Origin of the sequence: Clostridium sp. 'deep sea' (assembly GCF_014931565.1) — a bacterium.
Classification (GTDB): Bacteria; Bacillota; UBA994; order PWPR01; family PWPR01.
Genome location: NZ_CP063353.1, coordinates 2,220,527 through 2,245,550, shown reverse-complemented (window position 1 = coordinate 2,245,550; position 25,024 = coordinate 2,220,527). Strand labels below are relative to the sequence as shown.

Annotated in this window: 24 protein-coding genes and 2 other annotated features (1 of these 26 only partly in view); of the genes, 12 read left to right on the top strand and 12 right to left on the bottom strand. The window is 31.2% G+C overall.

What is annotated here, in order from left to right; translation table 11 throughout:
• Positions 1–157: a binding site (T-box leader), on the bottom strand; it reaches 83 nt to the left of the window's first position.
• A 100-nt stretch (positions 158–257) separates the two neighbouring features.
• Complete coding sequence (locus IMX26_RS10435) at positions 258–1,004, bottom strand: A24 family peptidase (RefSeq protein WP_195158326.1); 747 nt, start codon at positions 1,002–1,004, stop codon at positions 258–260.
• Positions 1,005–1,308: 304 nt separating this feature from the next.
• Here IMX26_RS10435 and IMX26_RS10430 point away from each other — a divergent pair, with 304 nt between their 5' ends.
• From IMX26_RS10430 to IMX26_RS10420, 3 genes are all read left to right on the top strand, one after another.
• Entirely contained in the window at positions 1,309–2,292 is a 984-nt protein-coding gene (locus IMX26_RS10430) for an asparaginase (protein ID WP_195158325.1), read from the top strand.
• Positions 2,293–2,396: 104 nt separating this feature from the next.
• On the top strand, positions 2,397–3,581 hold the full coding sequence (locus IMX26_RS10425) for a ParM/StbA family protein (RefSeq protein ID WP_195158324.1): 1,185 nt from the start codon (positions 2,397–2,399) through the stop codon (positions 3,579–3,581).
• 28 nt (positions 3,582–3,609) lie between these two features.
• A complete protein-coding gene (locus IMX26_RS10420) occupies positions 3,610–4,224 on the top strand; it encodes a hypothetical protein (protein ID WP_195158323.1) in 615 nt (204 codons plus the stop codon).
• Here the strand turns inward: IMX26_RS10420 and IMX26_RS10415 are convergent.
• From IMX26_RS10415 to IMX26_RS10395, 5 genes are all read right to left on the bottom strand, one after another.
• Complete coding sequence (locus IMX26_RS10415) at positions 4,205–4,825, bottom strand: SOS response-associated peptidase (protein WP_195158322.1); 621 nt, start codon at positions 4,823–4,825, stop codon at positions 4,205–4,207. The genes IMX26_RS10420 and IMX26_RS10415 overlap by 20 nt on opposite strands.
• Before the next feature lie 14 nt (positions 4,826–4,839).
• On the bottom strand, positions 4,840–6,258 hold the full coding sequence (locus tag IMX26_RS10410; protein WP_195158321.1) for a HAMP domain-containing sensor histidine kinase: 1,419 nt from the start codon (positions 6,256–6,258) through the stop codon (positions 4,840–4,842).
• Positions 6,258–6,935: a response regulator transcription factor gene (locus IMX26_RS10405; RefSeq protein ID WP_195158320.1), complete on the bottom strand. Its 678-nt coding sequence runs from the start codon at positions 6,933–6,935 to the stop codon at positions 6,258–6,260. Before IMX26_RS10405 ends, IMX26_RS10410 begins: the two co-directional genes overlap by 1 nt.
• 151 nt (positions 6,936–7,086) lie before the next feature.
• On the bottom strand, positions 7,087–8,202 hold the full coding sequence (locus tag IMX26_RS10400; RefSeq protein WP_195158319.1) for a DUF2680 domain-containing protein: 1,116 nt from the start codon (positions 8,200–8,202) through the stop codon (positions 7,087–7,089).
• A 256-nt stretch (positions 8,203–8,458) separates the two neighbouring features.
• Positions 8,459–8,929, bottom strand: a complete 471-nt coding sequence (locus tag IMX26_RS10395; protein ID WP_195158318.1) for a hypothetical protein — start codon at positions 8,927–8,929, stop codon at positions 8,459–8,461.
• 240 nt (positions 8,930–9,169) lie between these two features.
• On the opposite strand from IMX26_RS10395, the gene IMX26_RS10390 reads away from it, so the two are divergent.
• From IMX26_RS10390 to IMX26_RS10355, 8 genes are all read left to right on the top strand, one after another.
• Complete coding sequence (locus tag IMX26_RS10390; protein ID WP_195158317.1) at positions 9,170–10,045, top strand: DegV family protein; 876 nt, start codon at positions 9,170–9,172, stop codon at positions 10,043–10,045.
• A gap of 290 nt (positions 10,046–10,335) precedes the next feature.
• The gene (locus tag IMX26_RS10385) at positions 10,336–11,658 is read left to right on the top strand and encodes a hypothetical protein (RefSeq protein ID WP_195158316.1); all 1,323 of its coding nucleotides are present in this window, start codon (positions 10,336–10,338) and stop codon (positions 11,656–11,658) included.
• Positions 11,659–11,833: 175 nt separating this feature from the next.
• The gene (locus IMX26_RS10380) at positions 11,834–13,165 is read left to right on the top strand and encodes a hypothetical protein (RefSeq protein ID WP_195158315.1); all 1,332 of its coding nucleotides are present in this window, start codon (positions 11,834–11,836) and stop codon (positions 13,163–13,165) included.
• 97 nt (positions 13,166–13,262) lie between these two features.
• Positions 13,263–13,504, top strand: a binding site (T-box leader).
• 121 nt (positions 13,505–13,625) lie between these two features.
• Positions 13,626–15,248, top strand: coding sequence for a methionine--tRNA ligase (metG, locus tag IMX26_RS10375; protein ID WP_195158314.1), 1,623 nt, complete (start codon positions 13,626–13,628; stop codon positions 15,246–15,248).
• A gap of 374 nt (positions 15,249–15,622) precedes the next feature.
• The gene (locus IMX26_RS10370) at positions 15,623–17,284 is read left to right on the top strand and encodes a GGDEF domain-containing protein (protein ID WP_195158313.1); all 1,662 of its coding nucleotides are present in this window, start codon (positions 15,623–15,625) and stop codon (positions 17,282–17,284) included.
• 77 nt (positions 17,285–17,361) lie between these two features.
• Entirely contained in the window at positions 17,362–17,823 is a 462-nt protein-coding gene (locus IMX26_RS10365) for a hypothetical protein (RefSeq protein ID WP_195158312.1), read from the top strand.
• Between the two features lie 46 nt (positions 17,824–17,869).
• Positions 17,870–18,427 (top strand): hypothetical protein, encoded by a 558-nt coding sequence (locus tag IMX26_RS10360; RefSeq protein WP_195158311.1) that lies wholly within the window; start codon positions 17,870–17,872, stop codon positions 18,425–18,427.
• A gap of 119 nt (positions 18,428–18,546) precedes the next feature.
• The gene (locus tag IMX26_RS10355; protein WP_195158310.1) at positions 18,547–20,022 is read left to right on the top strand and encodes a leucyl aminopeptidase; all 1,476 of its coding nucleotides are present in this window, start codon (positions 18,547–18,549) and stop codon (positions 20,020–20,022) included.
• A gap of 47 nt (positions 20,023–20,069) precedes the next feature.
• Here the strand turns inward: IMX26_RS10355 and IMX26_RS10350 are convergent, their stop codons facing one another.
• From IMX26_RS10350 to IMX26_RS10340, 3 genes are read right to left on the bottom strand one after another with little or no spacing between them, the layout of a single operon-like run.
• Positions 20,070–20,249, bottom strand: a complete 180-nt coding sequence (locus IMX26_RS10350; protein ID WP_195158309.1) for a DUF4177 domain-containing protein — start codon at positions 20,247–20,249, stop codon at positions 20,070–20,072.
• A gap of 13 nt (positions 20,250–20,262) precedes the next feature.
• Entirely contained in the window at positions 20,263–21,381 is a 1,119-nt protein-coding gene (locus IMX26_RS10345; protein ID WP_195158308.1) for an alanine racemase, read from the bottom strand.
• Positions 21,382–21,401: 20 nt separating this feature from the next.
• Positions 21,402–22,094: a tRNA threonylcarbamoyladenosine dehydratase gene (locus IMX26_RS10340; protein ID WP_195158307.1), complete on the bottom strand. Its 693-nt coding sequence runs from the start codon at positions 22,092–22,094 to the stop codon at positions 21,402–21,404.
• Between the two features lie 271 nt (positions 22,095–22,365).
• Between IMX26_RS10340 and IMX26_RS10335 the strand changes: the two genes are divergently transcribed.
• Entirely contained in the window at positions 22,366–23,211 is an 846-nt protein-coding gene (locus tag IMX26_RS10335; RefSeq protein WP_195158306.1) for an SDR family NAD(P)-dependent oxidoreductase, read from the top strand.
• A gap of 45 nt (positions 23,212–23,256) precedes the next feature.
• Here IMX26_RS10335 and IMX26_RS10330 read toward each other — a convergent pair whose 3' ends face one another.
• From IMX26_RS10330 to IMX26_RS10320, 3 genes are read right to left on the bottom strand one after another with little or no spacing between them, the layout of a single operon-like run.
• Positions 23,257–24,087, bottom strand: coding sequence for a DUF4097 family beta strand repeat-containing protein (locus tag IMX26_RS10330; RefSeq protein ID WP_195158305.1), 831 nt, complete (start codon positions 24,085–24,087; stop codon positions 23,257–23,259).
• Positions 24,084–24,683, bottom strand: a complete 600-nt coding sequence (locus tag IMX26_RS10325) for a DUF1700 domain-containing protein (protein WP_195158304.1) — start codon at positions 24,681–24,683, stop codon at positions 24,084–24,086. The genes IMX26_RS10330 and IMX26_RS10325 overlap by 4 nt, the downstream gene beginning before the upstream one ends.
• Positions 24,680–25,000 (bottom strand): PadR family transcriptional regulator, encoded by a 321-nt coding sequence (locus IMX26_RS10320; RefSeq protein ID WP_195158303.1) that lies wholly within the window; start codon positions 24,998–25,000, stop codon positions 24,680–24,682. Before IMX26_RS10320 ends, IMX26_RS10325 begins: the two co-directional genes overlap by 4 nt.
• Positions 25,001–25,024 lie beyond the last annotated feature (24 nt).

Here is a 25,024-nt window from a genome sequence, read left to right as displayed (position 1 = left end):
CAAATAACGGTGTGTTACCGGTCAGTTCTACTCTCCAAAAAAGATTTCTTCTGACAACTCCAGGATGTTTTTCAGGATACCAATCGTACTGGTTTTTCACCATCGCCAGCTCTCTTTATCGATTAAGCAAACTTACTCTTCCTATCTGTGTAATAAATATTTACAGTATTATAATATAGTATGCTTAATAAATCAAGTATTTACAACAAAAATTTAAAAAACAATTAATTCATAATCCATTATAGAAAAATGAGTTTCTATAAACTAACTCCATACCAAGTTAAAATTTCAGCTCCATACCATAATACTATTAAACCAGCAATAACCAAAAACGGACCAAAGGCTACCATCTCTTTGCCCTTTTTCTTTTTAGTAGCTAACATAAATATGCTATAAATTCCACCGATAATAAAAGATATCATTAAAAGTGTTAAGGTGTACTTAAACCCCAAAAAGAGACCAAACATGCCCCCTAACATAACGTCTCCACCACCCATGCCACCAAATAAAGCAATTATTCCAGGAACGCCAAAGCCAATAATAAAACCTAAGGTAATAGAGGTCCAAGATAAACTACTACTATAAAGCTGCCAGCCTAAAGCAATAAACATACCAGTAATAGTTAAAGAATGGGGTATTATTAGGTGGTCTAAATCAATAAAAGCTATTATTATTAACAAAGAAACAAGTAAAAGGTGCACAACTAAATTTATGTTTAAACCTGTTCTATAGTAGGTAATACAAAACAGTACTGCTGTTAAAAGCTCTATTAAAGGATACCTTAGGCTTATTTTACTTTTACAATACCTACATTTACCACCTAAAAAAATATAGCTTAATACTGGCACCATATCTAAAGCACCAAGACTTTTGCCACAGCTAAAGCATTTTGAGCGAGAAATAAAAATATCTTCGTTTAAGGGAATTCTATAAATACATACATTAAAAAAAGAACCAAAAATTAAACCTAAAATAAAAATAAATACATACATAAATAACTCCATATAATAACTCCATATAATAATTCCTTATAAATACAACATGTACCATAACATTATATAATTATTGCTATTACTTAATAAGCCATATATAAACATTGATTTTAACACATTTATAGTTTAAATTAATATTAAATATATCATAACATAAATCAAAAATCATTATGTAGCTGATATTAAAAGCAGTAATTTTCATAAAACAATAAAATAAGTGGCATTAAATGATAAATAACTTAATAATATTACAGATATTAAGTAATACAAATATGTTAAAATAATTATGAATCATTTAATAGAATGAGGTGCTTATATGCCAAAGGTTGCAATAATATTTACAGGTGGAACAATATCAATGAAAATTGATAATAAAATGGGGGCAGCTGTACCAGCACTTAAAGGTCAGGACATCTTAAAAGGTGTATCAAATGCAGAAGACTTAACAGATGTTGAAGTATATAACTTTGGAATGTTTCCAGGGCCTCATATGACACCAAATTTAATGCTAAAACTGTATAAAATAATTTACAAATATACGCAGCAAAAAGATATAACTGGAGTAATAGTTACCCACGGCACCGATTCTCTTGAAGAAACAGCCAGTTTTTTAGATGGCATTTATGATGGGCCAAAGCCTATAGTAATTATAGGAGCAATGAAAAATAGCTCTGAAATGGCTTATGATGGTCACCATAATTTACACGATGCTTTAAGAGTTGCCATAAACAAAAAGTCTTGTGGTAAAGGTGTAGTATTAGTAATGGCTAATGAAATACATGCAGCTAGAGATGTTACTAAAACCCATACAAATAAGCTTAATACATTTAAAAGCCCGGGGCTAGGACCAATAGGCTTAGTAGATACAGATAAAATAATATACTATCGAAATATCTCTCGCTTGCCTGTAGTTAAACCACAGGCCATAACAGTTAAGGTTTCATTAATAAAATCTGGGGTGGGTATGACTGGGGATTTAATAGACTTTTGCATTAGTAAAAAATATCATGGCATAGTAATAGAGGCTATGGGTAGAGGAAATCTGCCACCAAAAATGGCTGAGGCAGCTATAAGAGCTATTTCCCAGGGAATAGTTGTGATAATTTGTTCACGTTGTTTTGAGGGCAGAGTTTTAGATAGTTACGGATATGAAGGTGCAGCGTGGCACTTAAAACAGGCGGGTGCAATTTTTGCCAATAAATTTAATGGCCAAAAGGCTCGTATTAGAGCAATATTAGCTTTAAGTGCAGGTCTAAACAGAGATGCTATTGAATCACTGTTTTTAGCCGACGAAGATTAAATAGTTAAGTAGCGATGGGGTTATTTAACTTGTTAATTAACCCCTATACTTAATGATTATGATTTACCAGAAATTACTTTAGAGTTTAAGGAGTGGAGTGTTCAATGAACAGCAAACTACATAACAAAGTAATAAACAATGTTGACCTTAATAACCTCATTACAGAAACCAACTCGATACCAATAGGTGTAGATTATGGTAATGAAATACTTAAGGTAAAAACTACAAATCATGAAATAGGTATTGCTAATTTAATAGCCGCTGGAAGAAATCGCCGAAAACTTACAGCAGATAAGGCTCACCCAATAAATTTGCTTGATGTTGACATTGTAAGTAAAGGAAAGAACTTAGGTAGATGGTTTGTGGGAGGAATGGCATTTAAATATAGTCATAGCCGTTTATTAAATAGAGAAGAGGGGGGTAATAAAGCCGATTATCCATACCTTATTCATTCAATACTAACAGCAATCGCCTATTGCTTATATAACCCCAATAACCCCCAAAGTAGTCATAATATTATACTAGGAACAGGCTTGTCTGCTGAGGAGTTTTGGCAGCGTGAAGAGCACCGTACACTTTTATATAACAGATTAGTTGGTGAGCATACTATTAAGTTTCACAACCCAATTTTCAACAATGCTCAAACAAAAATTCATATTAAAGATATAGTAGTAATGCCCGAAAGCTCGGCAGCCGCTCTAAACTACATAACCACCGATACTGGCAAACAAAACGACTTTGCCTATTCCGAAATAAAAAACTCTTTAAACGTAATTGTAGATATTGGTGGATTTACTACTGATGTAGCAGTTTTATATGATGGAGATTTTGAAGATAGCTTTGGCTTTGATTCAGGGGTTGCTGAACCAATGAATTTAATCGCAGAATCATTGCTAAAAGACTATAATATTGATGTTAATAGGCAACAGGTAGGTATAGCCATAAGGAAGAGTAAAGGGGTAATTAGAACCCGACAAGGTGATGTTGTAGACATAAACCAAATAGTAGATGAGTATCTGCAAGAGTTTACTATAAATATTACTAGCAAACTATTTAAAACCCTAAGAATAAATGATATAAAAAAGAACCAAATTAATAAAGTATATTTTGTAGGTGGAGGGGCCTTGTCCTTACAAAAATATCTTATCCAAAATATTACTGATTTAGATTTTCAAGTCCTTAACGAGCCTTTAATGGCCAATGTACGTGGTTACTATATTGCAGCTAGAGACAAAGGTATTCAAATAGAAAAGCCTGCAGTTTACGATGAAGACGATATTTATATGTAATCAAGAGGTAAATTAAAGGAATGATGTAATGCAAAAAGTAATGAAAGCAATTTTATCTACTATTATGTTAGTAGGTGCAGTCATAGTTTTTATAGCAATTATTAGTCAAAGAATTAGTTTAATAATTGGCTTACCTTTAGTTGTAGTGCCTATAGCTTTAGCCTTAGTTAATTTTTTTCCAAAGCTTATTACTAGTAAAAAGACAAGTCCCGTATCAATAGAAATAAGTCAACCCAAACATAATAATCAAAATGAAGCTCATAACCCAAAGCAAGAGCCAGATAAAACTATAGCAGCCAGCTGCAATGACAGATTTAATTATTACCTTTCTAGTATATTAAAAACAAGAGCATATAAAATAAATATAAAAGAGCAGCTCAATAGCCTCTTAGTTTATAACCACAAAGACCCTAATTTTAGTGAAATATTTAATGTTAATATAGACTATGTAATAAGAGATTCTAAAACAGAAAAAGTTTTATTGGTTATTAATATATATGAAGTTTTTGTGAGTGATAAACAAAAAAAGCAAATAGCAAAATTATTTTCTAAAACAAAAATACCACTCTTAGTGTTACATAGTAATCAGCTATATAGCCAAAGTGGTTTAACACAAACAATCTTTAGTTCATTAAAGAATTAAATAAATTTAAGCTCATTTGTTTTTTAGTTTGGGGCTCAATGCAAGTTGGGGAGTTATTTCTAACATTATTAACCGCTTTATTAACCTCAATTATTTTGAGATTTGGGTATAATACGGGCGTAATATTATTTTGTAAAAAATCATTAAATTGATTGTCACTAGTTAAAATAATAGGCATACGTGAGTGATAAGGTTTAACTTGTTCATTGGCTTTACTTGTAAGAATAGTAAAACCAGCGTTTTCACCTAGTTGATATAGGCCTGCAAACATAAACCAGGCTGTATTAGTTTTAAAATAATAGGGCTGTTTAATACCTTTTTCTTTTCGCCATTCATAATAACCGTCTGCAGGTATTAAACAACGTTGCCATGTTTTAAGCTTTCTAAAGCCACCTTCATTTCTTACATTAATAACATAATGTTTTTTATATTCACAACCCCATTTAAGCATATTTAGCTTTTTGTGCTGATTTATTATTGGCATAAGTTTAGTAGGGGCAACATTATATTGAGGATTATGACCGCGATCTTCATATAAATCAATCCCAAAATGTGTTAATATATCAACAATATCTGTAATTAAAGTATATCTTCCACACATAAAATAAACTCTCCTTAATTATTTTTTGATATCGTAAACCAAAACTTCACACCACTAGTAGTATTTTCAGCGCCAAATAAACAATTATGTTTTAAAAATATATTCTTCACAATAGACAAACCTAGTCCAGTGCCATCTGAGGTAGCCTCACCTTTATCTGTGGTATAAAAACTGTCCCATATATGAGGTAAGCTTTCTTCATCAATGTAAGATCCACTATTTTCGATATTTATTGTTATACTATTTCCACTTTGTTCAGCACTAATGTTTATAGAACCCTGTTGTTCAGTATGCCTTAAGGCATTTCTAAAAATGTTACTAATTGCCTGTTCTATTCTTCTTGCGTCACCATTAATAACAAAGCTATTATTTAGATTACTGGTAGTAATACTAATATCTTTATTTATCTTAAGTTGTTTTTCTATTAAGCTGTTAATGAGTTTAACAATGTCAAAATCCTCTTTATTAATAGAAAATTCTGGATTCTCTAAACGTGTTAGCTCTAACATATCTTGAACTAAGCTATTTAGTTTAATAGATTCATTTTTAATAATATTGTAGTAGCGCTGTTTTTCAATATCGTTTTCGGCAATATTATCTTGTAAAGCCTCTGTATAACCACTGATTACTGCTAGGGGAGTACGAAGTTCATGAGAGGCACGAGCCACAAATGCTCTTCTTACTTTTTCACTATCTCTTTCTTTAACCAACTCTTGTTTTAGTCTACTAATAGTTGTTTGTAAACGTTGAGCCATATTATTTATAGTATTACCTAATTGACCAATTTCATCTTTTCTTTTTATTTTTGATCTGCTGCTAAAGTTTAGCTCACTTAAATCCTTTGCAACCGAATTTAGTTCTAATAAAGGTCTTGAAATATTTTTTGCCACTAAAAATGATGCACCTATAGCAATAAAAAATGCAATTAAAGTTATATAATTAAAGATAGTGCTAATAGCTTTTAAGGAGTCATCAATAGATGGAACAGATATTCTAGATAACACAACGAGGTTATCTGTTTCCAACTTATATGCCACCCACTCTGAGTCATCACTACTTTTTGTGTAATAAAGAGATTTTGCTAAAGCTGAATTAAATCGTTTTAACATTGCCTGATTATTACCACCGTGTCTCATGGTAGCAGATATATTTAAATTACTGTACAAAGTATTGCCACTTTTATCTGCAACTAAAATAGTGCCCCCTAATACATTTGCTTTTCTATAAATATATTTATTAATAAGGTTTACATTAGCAGTGTCATTTATAAACTCCACAACCTCCATAGAGGTTTCTTTCATCTTTTGCTCTTTAATTTTATAATAAAATTCGTCTGCAAAGTAATGTATGCCAATCCTGCTAATCAATAAAATAATAGTTAGTGCCAATAAAACAGTAAAGAATACTCGCCGAGACAAAGAGCTTTTTAACATTAAGAAATCTCCTCCAACCTGTAACCAATACCTCTTACGGTTTCTATAGCTACATCTGCATCTACAAGCTTTTTTCTTAACCTTTTAATTCTGGTATCAACCGTTCTGATATCTCCATCATAATCAAATCCCCATATTCTATCAAGAATTTGTTCTCGAGTTAAAGTCATATTTTTGTTAAGAACTAGGTAATATACTAGTTGTAGTTCTCCGGGAGTTAAGTCAACTACTTTGTCGTTAACAAATACACAATTATTCTCTGTATTCAAAGTAAAATTACCATACATATATTTTGAGCTAGCTAAAAGCTTTTTACTTCTTTTTAAAAGGACTTTAATACGGGCAAGTAACTCTCTAGGACTAAAAGGTTTGGTCATATAGTCGTCTGCTCCACTATCAAAACCAGCCAGTTTATCTTCTTCTTCTGACCGAGCTGTTAACATAATTATAGGAACCTCACTGTAACTTCTAATGCGAGTACCAATTTTATAACCACTTATATCAGGTAACATTAAATCTAAAACCACTAAATCTATTTCGTTATTTTCAAAAATTTTTAAGGCATCATAACCATTACTTGCAGTAAATACTTGATAACGTTCACGTACGAGATACTTTTTTGTAAGCTGTTGTAAGTTTATTTCATCTTCAACAATTAAAATTTTTATGTTATGCATGGTTTGCCTCCTATAATTATTACATATGTTTATTATACTATTACATAGTTAATGAAAAAAGTGAGCATAGCCTTTATTAGGCTATGCTCAAATAATAGGGATAATTTTCTACTTAGTTTTAAATTATTATCATAGAGGTAACTACTTTAAGTTATAAAGTTTTACCTTGTTTTTTAGCTGTTTTTTTGGCAGCAAAATGTCCTTTATTAAAACCACGTAGGCCAGATTTTGAATTTTCAAGTTTATCTTCAAAATTACTAATCATTTCATCAGCTTTTTCTGAAGTTATTTTACCTGCATCAACAGCTTTTTGTATTCGCTCAGTAAAACTTTCAACAGTGATTTGCTGCCACTCGTCAAATAAACCTTGGTCTTTTAAATAATCAACTATAGTTTTGCCTTCTTCTTTTAGCTCAGCGCATAAATCTTTTAACTCTTCTTTGTCTAACCCAGTTATATCTAAAATATTTTTACTGGCATTAAAGCTGTTATCTTTTTTATTAAGCTTAAAGTTGCCTCTATGAACACCTAAATTAAGTGCCTTGCCATCTTCAATACGCTGTTCTAGTTTTTCTTTTAACTCAGCAGCACGTTCTGCTGTAATTCGCTCATTTTCCACAGCTAAATCTAATTTGTTTTCATACTCACTAATTAAATTAGCTTTCCACTCTTCATAAAGGCCTTGGTCTTTTAAATAATCAACTAAAGTTTTGCCTTCTGCTTTCAGATCTTTGCATACCTGCACCAATTCTTCTTTGCTTAATCCAGTTAGCTCTAAAATATTATCTTTCATATTTATAAAGCCAGAAGATTTTATTCCGCCAAATAGCTTAAATTCCTCATCGTTAATTTTAGTAGTAATACTAGCTAACTTTTCTGATAGCTGGTCTTCGTTTATACGGCCTTCTTCTACTAGTTTGTTAAGACGTTCTTCAGCATTGCTAATTAATTTGGCTTTAACATCTTCAAGGAGGTTTTGCTCTTCTAAATAAGTAACTAATGTTTTACCATCTTCTTTTAGGCTTGCACATAATTCTTTAACTTCCTCTACAGATTTACCAGTAACCTCAGCAACTACTTCTAGGCTATTCATTGCTAAAGATTTATATTTAGAAGCCATATTACTAAACTTACTAACCGACATAACCTTCATACGATCTATTTTTGCATTATTATTGTTTTCAGAGTTTCCATTATAGGCAAATGCACTACCTGCAACTAACATTGTAGCTACACCTGCTATTGCTAAAGTTTTTAGAATTTTCATTAATATTTATTCCTTTCATCTATAATAATTTTATTTTATGCTATTTATATGGCAGAACTGTGACAGTATAATTGTAAATAATTATTATATAGGGTATCCCTCCTAAGTTTATAGTATCTTTAAAGTAGCTAAGCTATGTGTCAAAACTGTGTCAAAACTTGTTTGTAATTAAAATGTAAAATAACGAGGTAAAATATTTTATTGCTATAATAAAAAGGCTTACGTAAACTAAACGTAAGCCCTTTTACTATATTAACTAATTACAGCGTCTTCCTCTTCCTCTATTTCCCATTCCTTTGCCAGCTCTTGTTTTGAGATTTAAGCCTGATTTAGTACCATTACAGAATGTTCCATTATCTATTTTGTCTTTAACCTGATTTAATAACTCGTCAGCTCTTTCTTGAGTTATATTACCATTCTCTACAGCGTTACTAAATTTTTCTTCAAAATTACTAAAGGTTTCAGTTTTAAATTCTTCATATAAATTCTGTTCTTTTAAATAGTCAACAATAGTTTTACCCTCGTCCTGTAATTCACTGCATAATTCACGGACTTCATCTACAGTTTTACCTGTTAACTCAGCAACTACATTTGCTTGAGGATTTCTGTAAGTGTTTCCAGCAGCTAGCTGTTGAGAGTTCCCTCCTGGACCTCCCCATGCTAAAGCACTGCCAGCTACCAATAAACACAATACTGCAACTAAAACTGTTAATTTTGTAAGTTTCATAAGTTCATTCTCCTTTATAAGTTCGTAATACTATCCTAATGCTTTAATGTGGCACTTCTGTGTCAAAAAGAATAGTATATTAACTTGTAAAATAGAGCATTATGTAACTAACGGAATTAATAGTGTGTCAAATATTAAGAGTTGTAACATTTTTCTTGCATATTTTAAAGAGATGATGTATATTAAGTTTGAATTTAAAACTATTTGAATATCAAAGTATTTATTTGGAAGGAGATTATTTTGGTAAAAAAATCAATGGCTTTAGTACTAGATAGTTGTGTTGATTTACCTACAGAATATGTTCAACATGACTTTGTAAGAGTTATTCCACTTAACATTACATTTAAAAGTGGCAGCACTATTCAGGATGGAATAGATATAACGACTGAGCAATTTTATAAAAAAATGAGTCAAGAAAAAAAATTACCAGTTACATCTCAGCCATCTCCGGAGCAGTTTTACACAGTTTATGAGCAGTTATTAAAGCAATATAAAACCGTAGTATCATTTCACTTAGCTTCAGCTTTAAGTGGAACCTATAACTCCGCAATGTTAGCAAAGCAAATGGTAGCTGAAAAAGATCAACATAGAATAATTTTAATAGATTCTAAAGCAGTTTCTTTGGTAGAAGGATTTATGGCTATAGAAATAATAAAGTGTATAAAAAGTAAAAAAAGCTTAGAGCATATTCAATCAGTAGTAGTAGAGTTGCAAAAAAAATATACTTGTTTGATAATACCAGATACACTTGAAAACCTTAAAAAAGGTGGCAGAATCAGCCATTTAGGAGCGTTGTTAGGAGGCTTATTACAGATTAAGCCTATTTTAATTGTTGGTAATAAAAAAGACGGATATATGGATATTTATACAAAGGCTAGAGGAAAAAAGAAGGCATTTGCTACTATGTTAAACACAGCAAAGAATGATGCTTTTAATATAGAAAATCAAACTATTGGTGTTGTGCATAGTTGTGTAGATAACAATGAAGAATTAAATGAAAAGCTAAATATAGTAAAAAAAGAGTTAAACCCAAAAGAAATAATCGTCTCTTTAGTTGGTGCTACTGTAGGTACTCACTTAGGTCTTAATGGTTTTGGCATAATCTATAAAGAATAAATTATGTTACATTTAAAATTTTAATATTGCATGTTTGTAAGATAGATTCCCTGATATTTAGCTAATCGCTATAGCTATTCTCCGTTAGTATAAAGCTAAATAATATTATTAACCTCAATAAATTAATATCTTACAAATATTGCAAGCTAAGTACTTGACTGTTGATAAAAATCACTTTGTGAATTGTATCAACAGTCTTTTTTTAGACAAATACCAATCCCCCTTTGGGGGATTGGTATTTGTGTTACAATAGGATACGTTGGTTTTAGGTAGAGAAAAGAGGAGAGTAAATGCTTAAAGATGAAAACCGTCTTACAGAAAGAGAACTAGTTAAGTTTTTCTTGCCTATTGTTGCCATGACTATGCTTTTAGTATTATCCCAAAATGTTATAAGCTCAGCTTTAGCACAAACCTTGGCTCCAGCTATTGCCTTATCTGCATTTTCGGTAGGTAGAGGGGTGGCCGGTATTGTTCAAGCTCCCTGTTGGGCTTTAATGAAACTTACAACAGCTTCAGCCCGTTATAAAAAATCTGCTAAAAACTTACTAAAAGTTGCTGTTAAAGGTGGGGCATTAGTAATTGCTGTTATGTTATTTATTTCTTATACCTCGCTAAATAGATTTATATTTATAGATTTAATAGGTATTAAAGAAAATATATTAACCGAAACCCTTCAGGTTTTTAAAACACTAATGCTAATGCCAGTTATTCTTGTACTAAGAATAACTCATCAATCTTTTGTAGCATTACGTAAAAAAACAATATGGCTAACAGTTGGCACTATGGCCCGAGTTGTTATAATGTTAGGTTTAGCTTATCTAATTAGTAAAACTAAATTCTTAACTGGTGGTAAAATAGGCTCAATAATTTTGCTTACAGGGTTTGCTATAGAAGCAATAGTTGCCTTTTTTAAAGGAAGACCATGGCTAAAAGAAGCACCGGAAGAGAGTGAAACTAATCAACAGGTTTTATCAACTAAAAATATATGGAGAATTTTTTATCCACTAATATTTGCCCAGTTAATAATTTCAAGTATTAACTCTGTAATAAGTGCTGGACTATCTAGAGCATTAAATCCAACAATTGCTATCTCATCGTATTTTGTAGCACATACATTAGCATGGATATTTATTGGCATGGGCTTTAGGGTACACCAACTAGTAATTGTATATGTTAAAGATCAAAATTCATATAAGGTAGTAAAAAAATTTGTTTATAAAATTGCCATAACTATGGTAGTTTTATTGGCCATTTTATCTTTTACACCTTTAGGTAGTTGGGTGTTAACAAACATGTTAAACATTAATGCTGAAATAACAGCTCAGGCTGCTAAGGTATTAAAGTATTTTGTAATTATACCGTTTGCCCTATTTGTATCTGAGTTTTATCAAGGACTAATGCTAAAAGAGCGTAGTTCAACAGGCATTACCATATGTAAAATAGTTAATTTAACCTCTTTAGCTGTAGTTTTAACAACTTTAGTGGTTCTTTTTCCTAATCTAGGTAGCTCTATAGGTGGTATTAGCATTGCATGTAGTTATATTGCTGAGGCAGTTACAGCCTTTTTATTGTCGAAAAAATACTTAAAGATTAAAAGCATAAACTTATACTAAACAACTGTCTAATACTATCAATCACATTCATAAGTAGAGAATGTGATTTTTTTATTCTCTATAAAAGAATATAATTAAGTATTTTATAATTATAGTATTTTACTGTAAATCCCTTTTGTACTCGAAATAATTCTGTGCTATTATGAAGAGGCATTGAGTGAGGAGAATTATATAAATGTACAAAGAACTCAAAATGAAAGACTTAATTATATTTTTTATGCCTATGGCAGCTATGTCAATGATTATGAAAGCTTCGCATAATATAATTAACTATGCCTTAGGGCAAACACCTAACACAGCAATAGCACTATCTGCGTATTCCGTAGCAATGAGTGTCTCTATGATGATTATGGCTCCAATTTGGGTGCTTAGTAAGGTAACAACAGCTGTTGCCCAAGGTCGAAAATCTGCAAAAAATAGTATAAATGTAGCACTTCAAGCAACAATGTTAGTAAGTGCAATAATGATTTTAATAGCTTATACACCTCTCAATAAACTTGTATTTAAAACATTAATGGGGGTTAGTACAGAAACCTTTCCTGATGTACTAAAGGCATTTAAAGTATTTATTTTCATGCCAATTTTAGGAGCAATTAGAGCAACCCATCAAAGCTTTATTGCACTAAGGCGCAAAACAATTTGGTTAACAATAGGTACTATAATAAGAATAATAAGCATGTTTATATTAACTAAAATTTTAATAACACTAAACTTAATAAGGGGTAGTTATATAGGGGCTTTAATCCTGGTTATTGGTTTTGGAATAGAAGGTTTAGTATGGTTCATTAAGGGTCGACCGTGGCTCAAAGAAGCCAATGCTGCTAACACAGCTAATGTTGATGAGAATAGTACCTCAAAAATATGGCTACTTTTGCTTCCCTTGGTTATAGCCCAGCTGATAAATGGTTTTGTTGATACTAGTATTAGTGCAGGCCTAAATAGAGTTACAAATCCTGAGCTATCTTTATCATCATACTTTTTAGCCCGTACAATAGCATGGATTTTTTTAGCAGTTAGTTATAGTGCAAGCCAAATGGTTTTGGTATTTGTAAAAAAGCAAACTGACTTTAAATTTGTAAAGAAATTTGTTTATATATTATCTGTAATAATGGTTATTTTAGTTGGTTTGGTAGCCTTTACTCCACTAGGAAAATTCATGTATGTCAATATTCTTAATGTGGAAGTAGGCTTAGCTAAACTAGCTTTAAAATCTTTAGCAGTTTTTGCTTTTGCACCTCCAGCAATGTTTATTGTGGAAATGTATCAGGGAGTTTTAATTAAAAAGAGACAGTCTAAAAAAATAACGATCTGTAAAGTAGTTAATATTACGGTTCTTATAGCTACAATCTTTACTTTGGTAAAACTAGCACCACAGCTAGGAGGAATGATTGGTAGTTTTAGCTTTACATTGGCCTATTATTGTGAAGCACTTGTAACCTATTTATTGTCTTGTAAACATGTAACATCTTTTAATGAAGAACAACAACTATTAAATCAGGTAGTTTAATAATACGCTAACTACTAATATTTAAATTAAACTATATGTAATTCTTGAAAAAATATAAGAAATATTGTTATAATAATCAAAATAAAATATATACTAATAAAAAGCTATGAAAAGAAAAGTAGGTAACACAAGTTTGCACAGAGAGCCTCGTTGCTGAGAAGAGGTGAATCAAAGGTTACTGAAAATGGTCTTGGAGCTGTGCACCGAAATTTAAAAAGTAGGCTGCAACGGGCTGGCTTCGTTAATAAGCCAAAGTGCTGCTAGGCACTTATTAAGGTTTTTACTGTGAAGTGAAAACAAACAGGAGTGGTACCACGAGATATCACCTTCGTCTCCTGAAAAAAGGAGCGGAGGTGTTTTTTGTTTTTAAATAAAAGTAAAGTAAACAGTAATTTGCTTATTATGAAGTCTATTTACTAGGCAAAAATTTTAGGTTATTAAGCTATAAGGAGGAATTAATATGTCTATTTTTATTGGTGGAGCTTGGCCTTATGCCAACGGTTCACTGCATATAGGGCATGTAGCTGGTTTAATTTCTGGCGATATCTTAGCCCGCTATTATCGTTTAAAAGGAGAAAAGGTGCTTTATGTGTCGGGTAGTGATTGTCATGGTACTCCTATTGCTATCAAGGCACGTTTAGAGGGCATAAACGCCCAACAAATTACTAACAAATATCACAATGAAATGTTAGCTTGTTTCAGTAAGTTGGGTTTTAGTTATGATAATTTTAGTAGAACAGATAATGAATTTCACAAACAAGAAGTTCAAAAAATATTCAAACAGATCTGGAAAAACGATTATCTTTACTCAAAAAAAAGTAAGCAGTGTTATTGTAATTCTTGTAAGCAGTTTTTGCCTGATCGTTATGTAGAGGGTAAATGTCCTCATTGTGGCAGAGCTGCAAGAGGAGACCAATGTGATAATTGCACAACACTGTTAAATACAGTTGAGTTACATGATAAAAAGTGTAAACTATGTGGTGCTGAGCCAGTGGTCAAAGAAACAGAGCATTTGTACTTTAAACTAAGTAGTTTTCAAAAACAGCTAAATCAGCTAATAAATACTGCTAAAGGTTGGAGAGAAAATGCATTAAAATACACAAAAAGATATCTTGCTAAAGGTTTGCAAGACAGAGCTGTAACTAGAGATATAGATTTAGGAATTTTCACCCCCGTTCCAGGCTTCGAAAATAAAAGAATTTATGTTTGGATGGAGGCTGTTTGTGGTTATTTAACAGCTAGCAAAGAATGGGCCTTAAAAACAGGGGAAAATTGGCATGATTTTTGGACTAGTGACAATATAATTGCTTATTATGTACATGGCAAAGATAATGTTCCTTTTCACTCATTAATATGGCCAGCGCTCTTATTAGCTTATGGTGGTCTTCATTTGCCAAATAAAATTATCTCTAGTGAATATCTTACCCTAGAGAGAAAAAAAATCTCTACAAGCCAAAATTGGGCTGTGTGGTTACCCGATATAGTAAATAACTATAATCCAGATGCCATACGCTATTTTTTAATTATTAACGGGCCCGAAAAAAGAGATGCTGATTTCTCTTGGAGAGAGTTTTATAATAGCAATAATAGCGAGTTATTAGGTGCATTTGGTAACTTTGTTAACAGAAACTTAGTATTTATTAAAAAATCATTTGAGAATAAGGTTCCTAATGGAACAATGAATGAAGACATTAAAAAGCAAACAAAAGAGCTATACCATAAACTAGGCAAATTAATTGAGGCTGGAGAATTTAAAACAGCTCTCGAAAAAATATTTGATTTTGTTCGTAGCTCAAACAAGTATTTTGATGAGCAACAGCCATGGATTCAAATTAAAAACAATATAGATGATTGTAAAAATACTCTGTACACATGTGTGCAAATTATAGCTAACTTAGCTAACTTACTTGAGCCATTCATTCCATTTGCAGCTCAAAAAATAAAATCATTTTTGCAGATAGAACAACTTAAATGGCAGTATAGTGACTTTAAACAGGGTATATTTTTAGGTAAATTTCAGGTATTATTTGAAAGATTAGATAAAAAAATTATTAAAAACGAAATAGCAAAACTAGGAAAATAAGTAGCTATAAACACACCTTAACTTAAATATTATTGGTTAAGGTGTGTTTTTTAGCATTTTTGCTTAAAAAAACACTGTTTTATCACCTAAATTTATAAAAAGTTTAAAATAAATATACGATTTTATATCAATTTATAATAAAATAGATACGGAGAGCCATATAATAGAATATCAGCCTGTAATATTTGATTTCAGATTTTTTTGCTACAATTACATAACAAAATTATAAAAAAAATAATAAAGGTAAAAGCTTTCTTGTCGATATAATAAATATAAGTTACTTTTACCTAGTTATATAATTATAAAAATTACTATATAAAAGATGTAGATAATTATTTAAATAATTATAATTCACTTTTAACTGGGAGAAACAAATGAAAAAAAAAGTTATTATTGCCATTAACTTAATACTTTTAATTACCATAGTTGGTTCCATTGCTGCATATTTTTCATCGATAGATTACTTAAACAACAGTAATAAGTTATTATCTATAAGTGCAAGTAAGTTTACAGATGGTACTTATACGCTAAAGAGTCGACCACTAACAAGAGAACAATTTGGTATTTACAATTATTCAACTACCTTTAATAAAAGTAATCTTCCACCAAGTAATAAAGAGTATTCTGTAATAGTAACAAGGCTATGTGGCCAAAGCTTTAAGGTTTATTTAAACGGAGTGTACTTAGGCTGTGCTGGTGATTATGAGGCTGTTAATAGTAGTGTTTGGAATGGTATGTATAACTTTCAGTTTGATAAGCGAGTGTTAAAATCAGAAAACACGCTCACTCTTCAAATCGTAGGACTATATGAAATAGGGTTAAATGATTACCCAGTTGTCATAACCGATTATCAAAAGGCCAACTATATTCAAGCACTGTATAGTTTGTCGCATAGTGTTAGCAAAACAATTGGCTTTGGTGTATTAATTTCATGTAGCTTTATCATGTTAATGTTTTATTTCATTTTTAAAAAAAGCCCACGAAGAAAAACATTTTTATATATGAGTATGGCATTAATATGTTCAATAGTGTATTTAATAGATTTATTTTCTCTACAGTACATACCAGTTAATTTCTTATTGTATAAAAAATTAACTATTACATTTTTATACCTTACCTTGTTTTTTATAATTTTAGGATATAAAGAGTACTACAAAGTGGCGAGACTACGTATATATGCTTATATTACATTAATAATAAGCATCTTTGCTGCAGTTTTTTCTAAAGATATAGTTCAGTTTAAAAAATGGTATGACATATATATAGTATTAGTTCCATTAAACATAATTGCCTTAAAACTTGAAATAGGATTCAAAAAAAATAGACCATTTTCAGGTAAACTAATTAACATCTGTACTACATATGCCTTAATAATGATTTTACCTGTGGTGGGTAACAGAATTTTTAAGGTGCAGAGTAATTTATTTTATAGCATCATTCCAGTATTTTTAATTCCAGTATGCATATCTATAATAGTAATTATTATGGCAGAGTTAAACAGACTACAGTTTATGGCTTCAAGTCAAAACAAAAGATATAAGTATTTTTACAATAAATCCATTACAGATGGTTTAACAGGTTTATATAACTATAGTTTTATGTTAGATTATCTCGAAAAAATAGAGCCAATTTATACTGTATTTATTTTTGATATTGATAATTTAAAGGATATAAATGATACTTTAGGGCATTTAGCTGGTAATAGTGCCATATTAATGATAACAAATACCCTAAAAAACTTGTTACCCAAAAATGCAGTAGCTGGACGTTTTGGTGGTGATGAATTTATGGTTATTATTTTTGGAGATGAATTAAACACCCAGCAAATACTTGAAAATGTTAGAGTAAAAATAGCTGACACAAAACTTAAATCAACAAATCTTAGAGTTACATTGTCTATAGGTATGTATAAAGTGACCGAAAAAGAGTCTGCAGAGAGCATCATAGAAAAAGCAGATAAAGCGATGTATTATGCCAAAAAATCAGGAAAAAACTGTTTAGTTGATTACCAAAACATAATTGCAAAAATATTCTGAACACTTGTAAAGGAATAAGAAGGAATTACATTTTATATAAAGAAATAATAAAGAGCAAAACTAAGGAGGTGTTGTTAGTGTTTAAGAGTTTTACATTACTAAATACCCAGCTAACCTCTTTAAAGATTATTGTAAACAGCCGTGAGGATATATTTGTTTGGTGCAAAATTTCTTATTTTGTTTTTGTAAGTGTTTTCTATTTAATAAAAGCTATTAACAGTTTAGTAGATAGCTTGCATTACTTTAGTGTGCATCAATACTGCTTTTTGTTAAAGGTATATGATTCCATAATAAAATCAAACTTATACCATACAATAAATATGCCTTTTACTAAAGCCTGTGAATTTAACCCTGCACAACATTTCCTCACACTAACTAATAAATCTCACAAATCATTTAATTTAGCTAAATATCTTTACAACTATTTATTCATTCATACAACTAAACTTCCTATTTTTCAAAAATCATATTACTTTAATCATTTTTATTACCCATTACCTAATACAACTAACCTAATAGTGAACGCCTTAAACCTTTAGATACTTTTGGTATCTTTCAAAATATATTATAGAGCGGGGTGTTATTATGCAACATTTCTTCACCTGTAGAATATCATTCTACCCAGATAATAGTGCAGAGCAACAAAAGCTAAACAATATTTTTGAGCAAAGTAAATTAAATGTACAGGATCGCTCTAGTATTGCATTTAGTAACAACACAATGTCTTTAGCAGGTTACGGCAATAACTGGAGATGTAATGTTTGTCATGCTATAAGAGCTGCCGCTAAACAAGAACACATATTATTTTTAAGTAGATGTCCTTTTGAAAAAGATGATAGCTTTAGTTGGAGAATACAGGTGGGTCAATCTTATTTTGATATAAGTATTTTATATAGGGTTGAGCACTACCAAAAAATGAAACTAGATGATCCTAATAACCTTTTAGTAAGAACCCATTTGGCTGTAATTAACGAATACTATGGAAACTATGCAGCTGCACTTCAGGAGTATGCTTTTATTACAAAAAGAGACCCTGCAGATTCTTTTGCAGCAAGGCGCCTAAGAGCAGTAAGCAAACTTTTGTTGAATGAAAGAAAAAAAGAAAAAGAAAAGGAAAAAGCTAAGCTAGTAAGAATCGGATGAAAAACGAATATATCCTAATGTTAGCTAGTTATGGTATTATATATACTTGAGAATGAATATAAATCAGGTAATAAAATTAAAACACAGCGAAATTAACTAAATGCAATAAAGGAGCTAAAATGGATATTAAATTAATTACCCATGAAACTATGCCTAAATCTGTTGATACAACAGCGTTATTTTGGTTTAAAGACCAAAAGATTGAAACTTTACAGCAATGCGAAGCTACCAAGGTAGCAAAATACTTAATAGAACAAGAACAGTTTAGTGGAAAAAGTGGCGAGATATGTGCAACAATTTTACCTAATACAGCTAACACTATTAATAAAATAATACTAGTAGGCTTAGGTGAAAAAGAAAAAGTAACTAGAGAAAAAGTTAGAACTGCTACAGGAAAAATAATAAAAAAAGCAAAAGAGTTAAAAACAAAAGAACTAATGCTTTGTATGTTGCCTGACATACTAGATATTGATGAGGCTAATACAATAAAATTAATAGCTGAAACAATTAGTTTAGCTACATATAAATTTACTAAATTTAAAACAAAAAAGCAGGAGCCAAAAATTCAATCCATTTACATTAATAGCTCAGATAGTAACTTTGAAACAGCCTTAAACGAGGGTTTAATTTTAGCTGAAACAACAAATATTGCACGTGACTTAACAGCAGATCCAGCCAATGTTTTAACACCAGTAGAGTTAGCAAAAAGGGCTGAAAAGTATGGTAAAGAGTATGGATTTAAAACTGAAATTTTTGAAGAAAAGAAAATACAAGAGCTTGGTATGCAAGCCTATTATGCAGTTGCTAAAGGCTCGGATGACCCTCCTCGTTTTATAATTATGAGATATAATGGCAACCCTGCTAATAGTGAGGATATTACTGCCTTAGTAGGTAAGGGTTTATGTTATGATAGTGGCGGACTCTCTTTAAAACAAACTAAGGGCATGGCAATGATGAAAACAGACATGGCTGGTAGTGCTGCCGTTATTGGAGCCATGTGTGCAATAGCTAAACAAAAGCTTAAGGTTAATGTAGTGGGTATTGTTGCAGCCTGTGAAAACATCTTATCAGCCAAAAGCTATAAACCTGGCGATATAATTAACTCACTTGGTGGTAAAACAATTCATATTGGTAATACAGATGCTGAAGGTCGTTTAACCTTAATAGATGCAGTATATTATGCGGTAACTGCTGAAAAGGCTACCAGAGTCTTAGATATAGCTACCCTAACTGGTGCATGTGTAGCTGCCTTAGGTAGCAGAGTAAGTGGGGTATTAGCCTCAGACGATGATTTTTATAATCGTTTAGCTAAAGCCTCTGAAATAACCGGAGAATTAATTTGGAGATTACCAACCTTCGATAAATACAAAAAAGCTATAGAGCACCCAGAAGCTGATTTAAATAATATTGGTGAGGGTGGAGCAGGAACTATAACAGCTGGATTATTTATTGGTGAGTTTACAGAGGGCAAACCCTGGATACACATGGATATAGCTGGAGATGCTTATGCAAAAGCAGACTTAGGTTATATTGCCAAAGGGCCAACAGGAGTTGGTGTAAGAAACCTTTACTACTTAGTTAAAAGCTATTGTTAAAATATTATGGGGTGTGGCGATATAACGCTACACCCCTTATATATTAGTTATTCTTCTATCTCAAACACTAAATCAAAGCTTTTAATTTTACCAGACCCTGTGGAGTAGGTAGGAATTGCTGTTACAAATCTATAACCTCTTTTACCATACTCTTCAATAATTTCTCGATGATTGGTATGGGTAAACAAATCTCCGCCTTTACTCTCTTCAAAAATATATTTATACATGTATTTTACCTTTTTATTGTACCTTTCCTCTAGCTGTTACTTTAACAGGTTTAAATTTATCTTGGCCATACCAAAAATAAACCTCTTCTGTTAAATTAATAACGGTGCAGGCATGATTAGGAATTATTTCTAAGCGGTCGCCTATATTAATATTGCTGTCTTCGCTACACTCTATTACTCCATGTTCTTCGGATAACCGTGTTAAGGTTGCTTTAGGGTGATTTAGAATAATTCCAAAACCATTAACTATATTATTACCATGAGCTCCTTTATCTAAAGCAAAAACTTTACTTCCAGCATCAATTACAACTCTATTTTTAGTTGGTTTACTAATTACTGTTGTTATTACCCTGAGTGAACATTCATCTATGGTGGCAGCCCCTAAACCAACCTGAATGGCGTCATTTAGAACATAGTTTCCTGGTCTTATTTCTGTTACGCCTTTAACGGTACCTCCTAGTTTTACAGTAGGGGTTGAGCCAATGCTTACTATTTCAACATCAATATTAGCTTTATGCAGCATATCTTTACAAGCCACCATTTGAGTGCCTTCACTTAGTGCTATTCCCTCAACTTTGGCTCTATTTGTTGCCCCATAAACATGACCAGCATGGGTTAAAATACCTTTAAGTTTTAGGGCTTTTAAACCCTTAATATATTTTGCAAGTTGCAGTAAATCAGCACCTGGGGTTACCCCTAAACGGTTTAAACCTGTGTCTATCTTAATATAAACCTCTACCACCATATCATTATCTAAGGCAGCTTCATTTAATTTGTCTGCAACATAAGTATTGTCTACAATGGTTGATAACTTTGCTCTTTTAGCTAGGGAGATAAACTTTTTTATTTTTAGCTTGCCCACAACAGGGTAAGCTAAAATAATATCTTTAATACCTGCATCTAACATAACCTCAACTTCTCCAAGTTTACTTGCTGTAATGCCTTGTGCTCCATTTTTAAGTTGCTCTAAGGCTATAATAGGCATTTTATGGGCTTTTATATGGGGTCTTAATAATAGACCGTATTTATCTGCAAAATTTTGCATCGTTATTATATTTTTTATACCCTGATTATAGTTAAAAATAACAGCGGGTGTGGAAATGTTTTCACTGAAGCTTAAAAGGTCTCTCATAGTTTTCTCCTTAAATTTCTTTATTTAATAAGGTCATTAACTACCTCTGCTGCAATTGTTAATCCGCACACAGCGGGAGCAAACATCATGCTTCCTGGTGCAGATTCAGCTGTATAAAAATTAGTTAAAGGTAAATTGGTATTAAAAACAGTTTTAACACCTTTTTTTATACCATCTTTACGTAGTCTAAGCCTCACAGTTCGAGCTAATGGACAATTATAAGTTTTACTAATGTCAGCAACAATAAAACCAGCAGGTAAAATTCTATTACCCGCTCCCATAGATGAAATAACCTTTATGCCTAACTTAACACATTTTTCAATTAAAGCAATTTTGCAAGATACTAAGTCAATTGCATCAACAACATAGTCAGGCTGACATTTTAAAATGTCTTCAATATTATTTTTATCTAATTTAAGGGCTAGTTCGTTAACTATAATATCCTTATTTATACTTAACAATCGTTCTTTTACAACACGAGTTTTAACACAGCCTACAGTTGTTATAAGAGCTGGCATTTGTCTGTTAATATTAGATTCATCGACGGTATCAAAATCTATAATAGTTAGCTGTCCAACTCCACTACGAGCTAAGGATTCGGCAACCCATGAGCCAACTCCTCCTAAACCAGCAATTAAAATATGACTGTTTTTTAACTTATTTAAACAATTATAGCCAATAATTTTTGCTGTTCTACTCTGCCAATAATCCATATATAAATCCTCCTAAGAGTTTTAAGTGTATAAGCATTTATATCTATTCTATAACATAAATATCTAAATATCCAAAACTTAAATTTTAACTTGCTATTATTCTTGAAAAAATATTTTTGTTTGGTGTATATAGAGTTATAGTGGTGGGAGATAGGTACGGATTAAAACTTTGTTTAGTTGAGAATAGAGGAATATTTAAGGATGATTTAGAAGTGTAACATAGTTCTTTTTTTAATTTAATTAATAAAAAACTACAGAAGTAGGTATGAACATGCAAAATATAACAGCACTAATAACGGGTGCAACTAGTGGCATTGGCAAAGCCTGTGCTATAAAATTGGCTGATTTAAGAATAAACCTTATTTTAGCTTGTCGTAACTTGCATAAGGCAGAATTGGTGAAAAAAACTTTGCAGCGTAGCTCAAATGTAAAAATAGATTTAGTACCTATTGATTTGGCTAACTTAAAAACTGTACGTGAAGCTGCCTTTTCTATCATTAATAATTATAGTGTACCTGATATAATTATTAATAATGCAGGTGTATTTAACTCAAGTCGTAAAGAAACTGTAGATGGTTTAGAGCATACTATGGCAGTAAACTATTTCTCACACTTTTTGCTAACTCATTTGTTATTACCTAGCTTAAAAAATGCTAATAAACCTGTTCGCATTATTAATGTTTCCTCAAAGGCTGGCTTACATAGTAACCTGCCTTTAGACAAATTAAATTTCCAAAAAAGATACCATAGCTTTAAGGCCTATGGAGCATCAAAATTAGCGCAGCTATATTTTACGCGAGAATTAGCTGAGAGACTTTTAAATACAAAAATAACTATTAATGCTGTGCATCCAGGCAATGTTAACACAAATATTTGGAGCATAAAGACCAATTTTATAACAAATATAATAAAGAAATTTTCTAAAACACCAGCCGAAGCAGCAGAGACAATAGTTTATTTAGCAACAGCTAATAAGTTTACAAAAATGAGTGGTAAGTTTTTTAATAATAACAATAAACTAATAACCTATAATAAAAACAGTAGTGATGCATTAAAACAGCAACAGTTATGGAATTATAGCATGAATGTGGTGGAAAAGTTTTTAAATGAAAAATAACATAAAAGGCTGTAGTTGCAATTTCAACTACAGCCTTTAGTATACTTACTTATTTATTTTAACAACTAAATCTCCGGAGGTTGTATTAACTGTAATAGTTTGAGTACTATTATCGCTACCATTTGTACCTAAATCAGACTTTAAATCACCAGAAATAGAATTGTATTTAATAACTGGTTTACTGTTTTCAGTAACATAAACAGATACCTTGCCAGATACCGATGTAGCTTTAATATTACTCCATTCATCTAGGGCGTATATTTTAGCATTGCCAGATATAGTTGTTGAGCTAAAAGAATTAAAGCTGAAGTCTGTTACTTCAATGCTTCCTGAAACAGTTTTTATTCTAACTTCTTTACTAACAATATTAGTTAGGTCTATGTTGCCTGAAACAGAATTAATAATTAAATTATCACTTTTTAATTTACCAAATTCAATCTCACCCGAAACAGAATTTAGTTTTAAATCCTTATAAAAATCTTTAGGCACATAAATTATTAAACTACCACTGCCAGTAGAAAAAACATTTAAGCCCTTAAAAGATTCTACAACATTTAACTCATCATTATTAGTATTTACACTAAATTTACCTTTACCCGTATACATAATTTTTACATCTGAGCGATCTTCAACAATGAATTCAGTGTTTGCAGATACCACATTTATGTTTAAAGTTTCAAAATCAATTATATTATATGCGTTTTCAAAACTAACATCATCTAAATCATTATAATCTGTTTTTTCACTCGACCAAAAGTGCAAAAACCTAAGCTCCCCTGTATTAACCCCATTCATTGTTAATACGATAGCAGATACTACAAAACAACCTATAGCTACAACAGCTAAAATTAAGGCTAATCTTTTAATAATAATCAACTCCCTGTAATTACAGACCTATTCCAGCTTATATATCTATTTGCCACTTTAATTAAAAATTTAGTTAAGTAAAATAATCCTATAAAAACTAATACACCTACAGCTATAGACCCTATTCCAGTTACTACTGCTAAAACAGGATGCCCTAAGAAAAAATAAGTAGCATTTTTAGGTATGGCAATAAAAAGAAATGGATTTAAATTAGCAATAATAGAAAGAGCTAAACCAGCACCTCCAAATACAAGACCTAAACCTAAACCCCCAAAGCCAATAAGTATTCCTATAACACCCATAGCAGGGCCTAAAACAAAAACTAAATTAAAAAAGATTAAGGCAATTGCTGCTAAAATATTTATACCCTTACTTCTTGAATCATACTGATAATTAGTACTTTCATCTTTAAACTCAGATAAATATTGACTAGCAATTGAACCCGGTGAACCTAGCTTATGAATAATTTCTAAATCCGTTAAACCCTCTTCTTGTCCTGACCTAAAATGTTCTGTGTAGTCTGCAATAATTTCACTTCTTTCGTATGGAGGTAATGACCTTAAACGATCATTTAACTCCAACAAAAAATTGTCTCTAGTCATCATAAATACCTCCCAGAAGATACAATTTCGTTTATATTCTTTGTAAAAAGATCCCACTCTAGTTTTAAATTTTTACAGCTATCTAAGCCAATACTTGTTAAGCGATAATATTTTCTTGGAGGACCTTCTGTGGACTCTTTTAAATAGGTATCACAGTACTTATCTTTTGTTAATCTTCTTAACAGCGGATAGATAGTACCTTCAGAAATAATCATATGTTCGGATATAGACTTAACAAGCTCATAACCATAATGATCTCTTTCTGATAGTAGGGAGAGAACACATAATTCTAATACACCTTTTTTGAACTGAATGTTCATAAAATCCCCTCCTAAAATATTTAC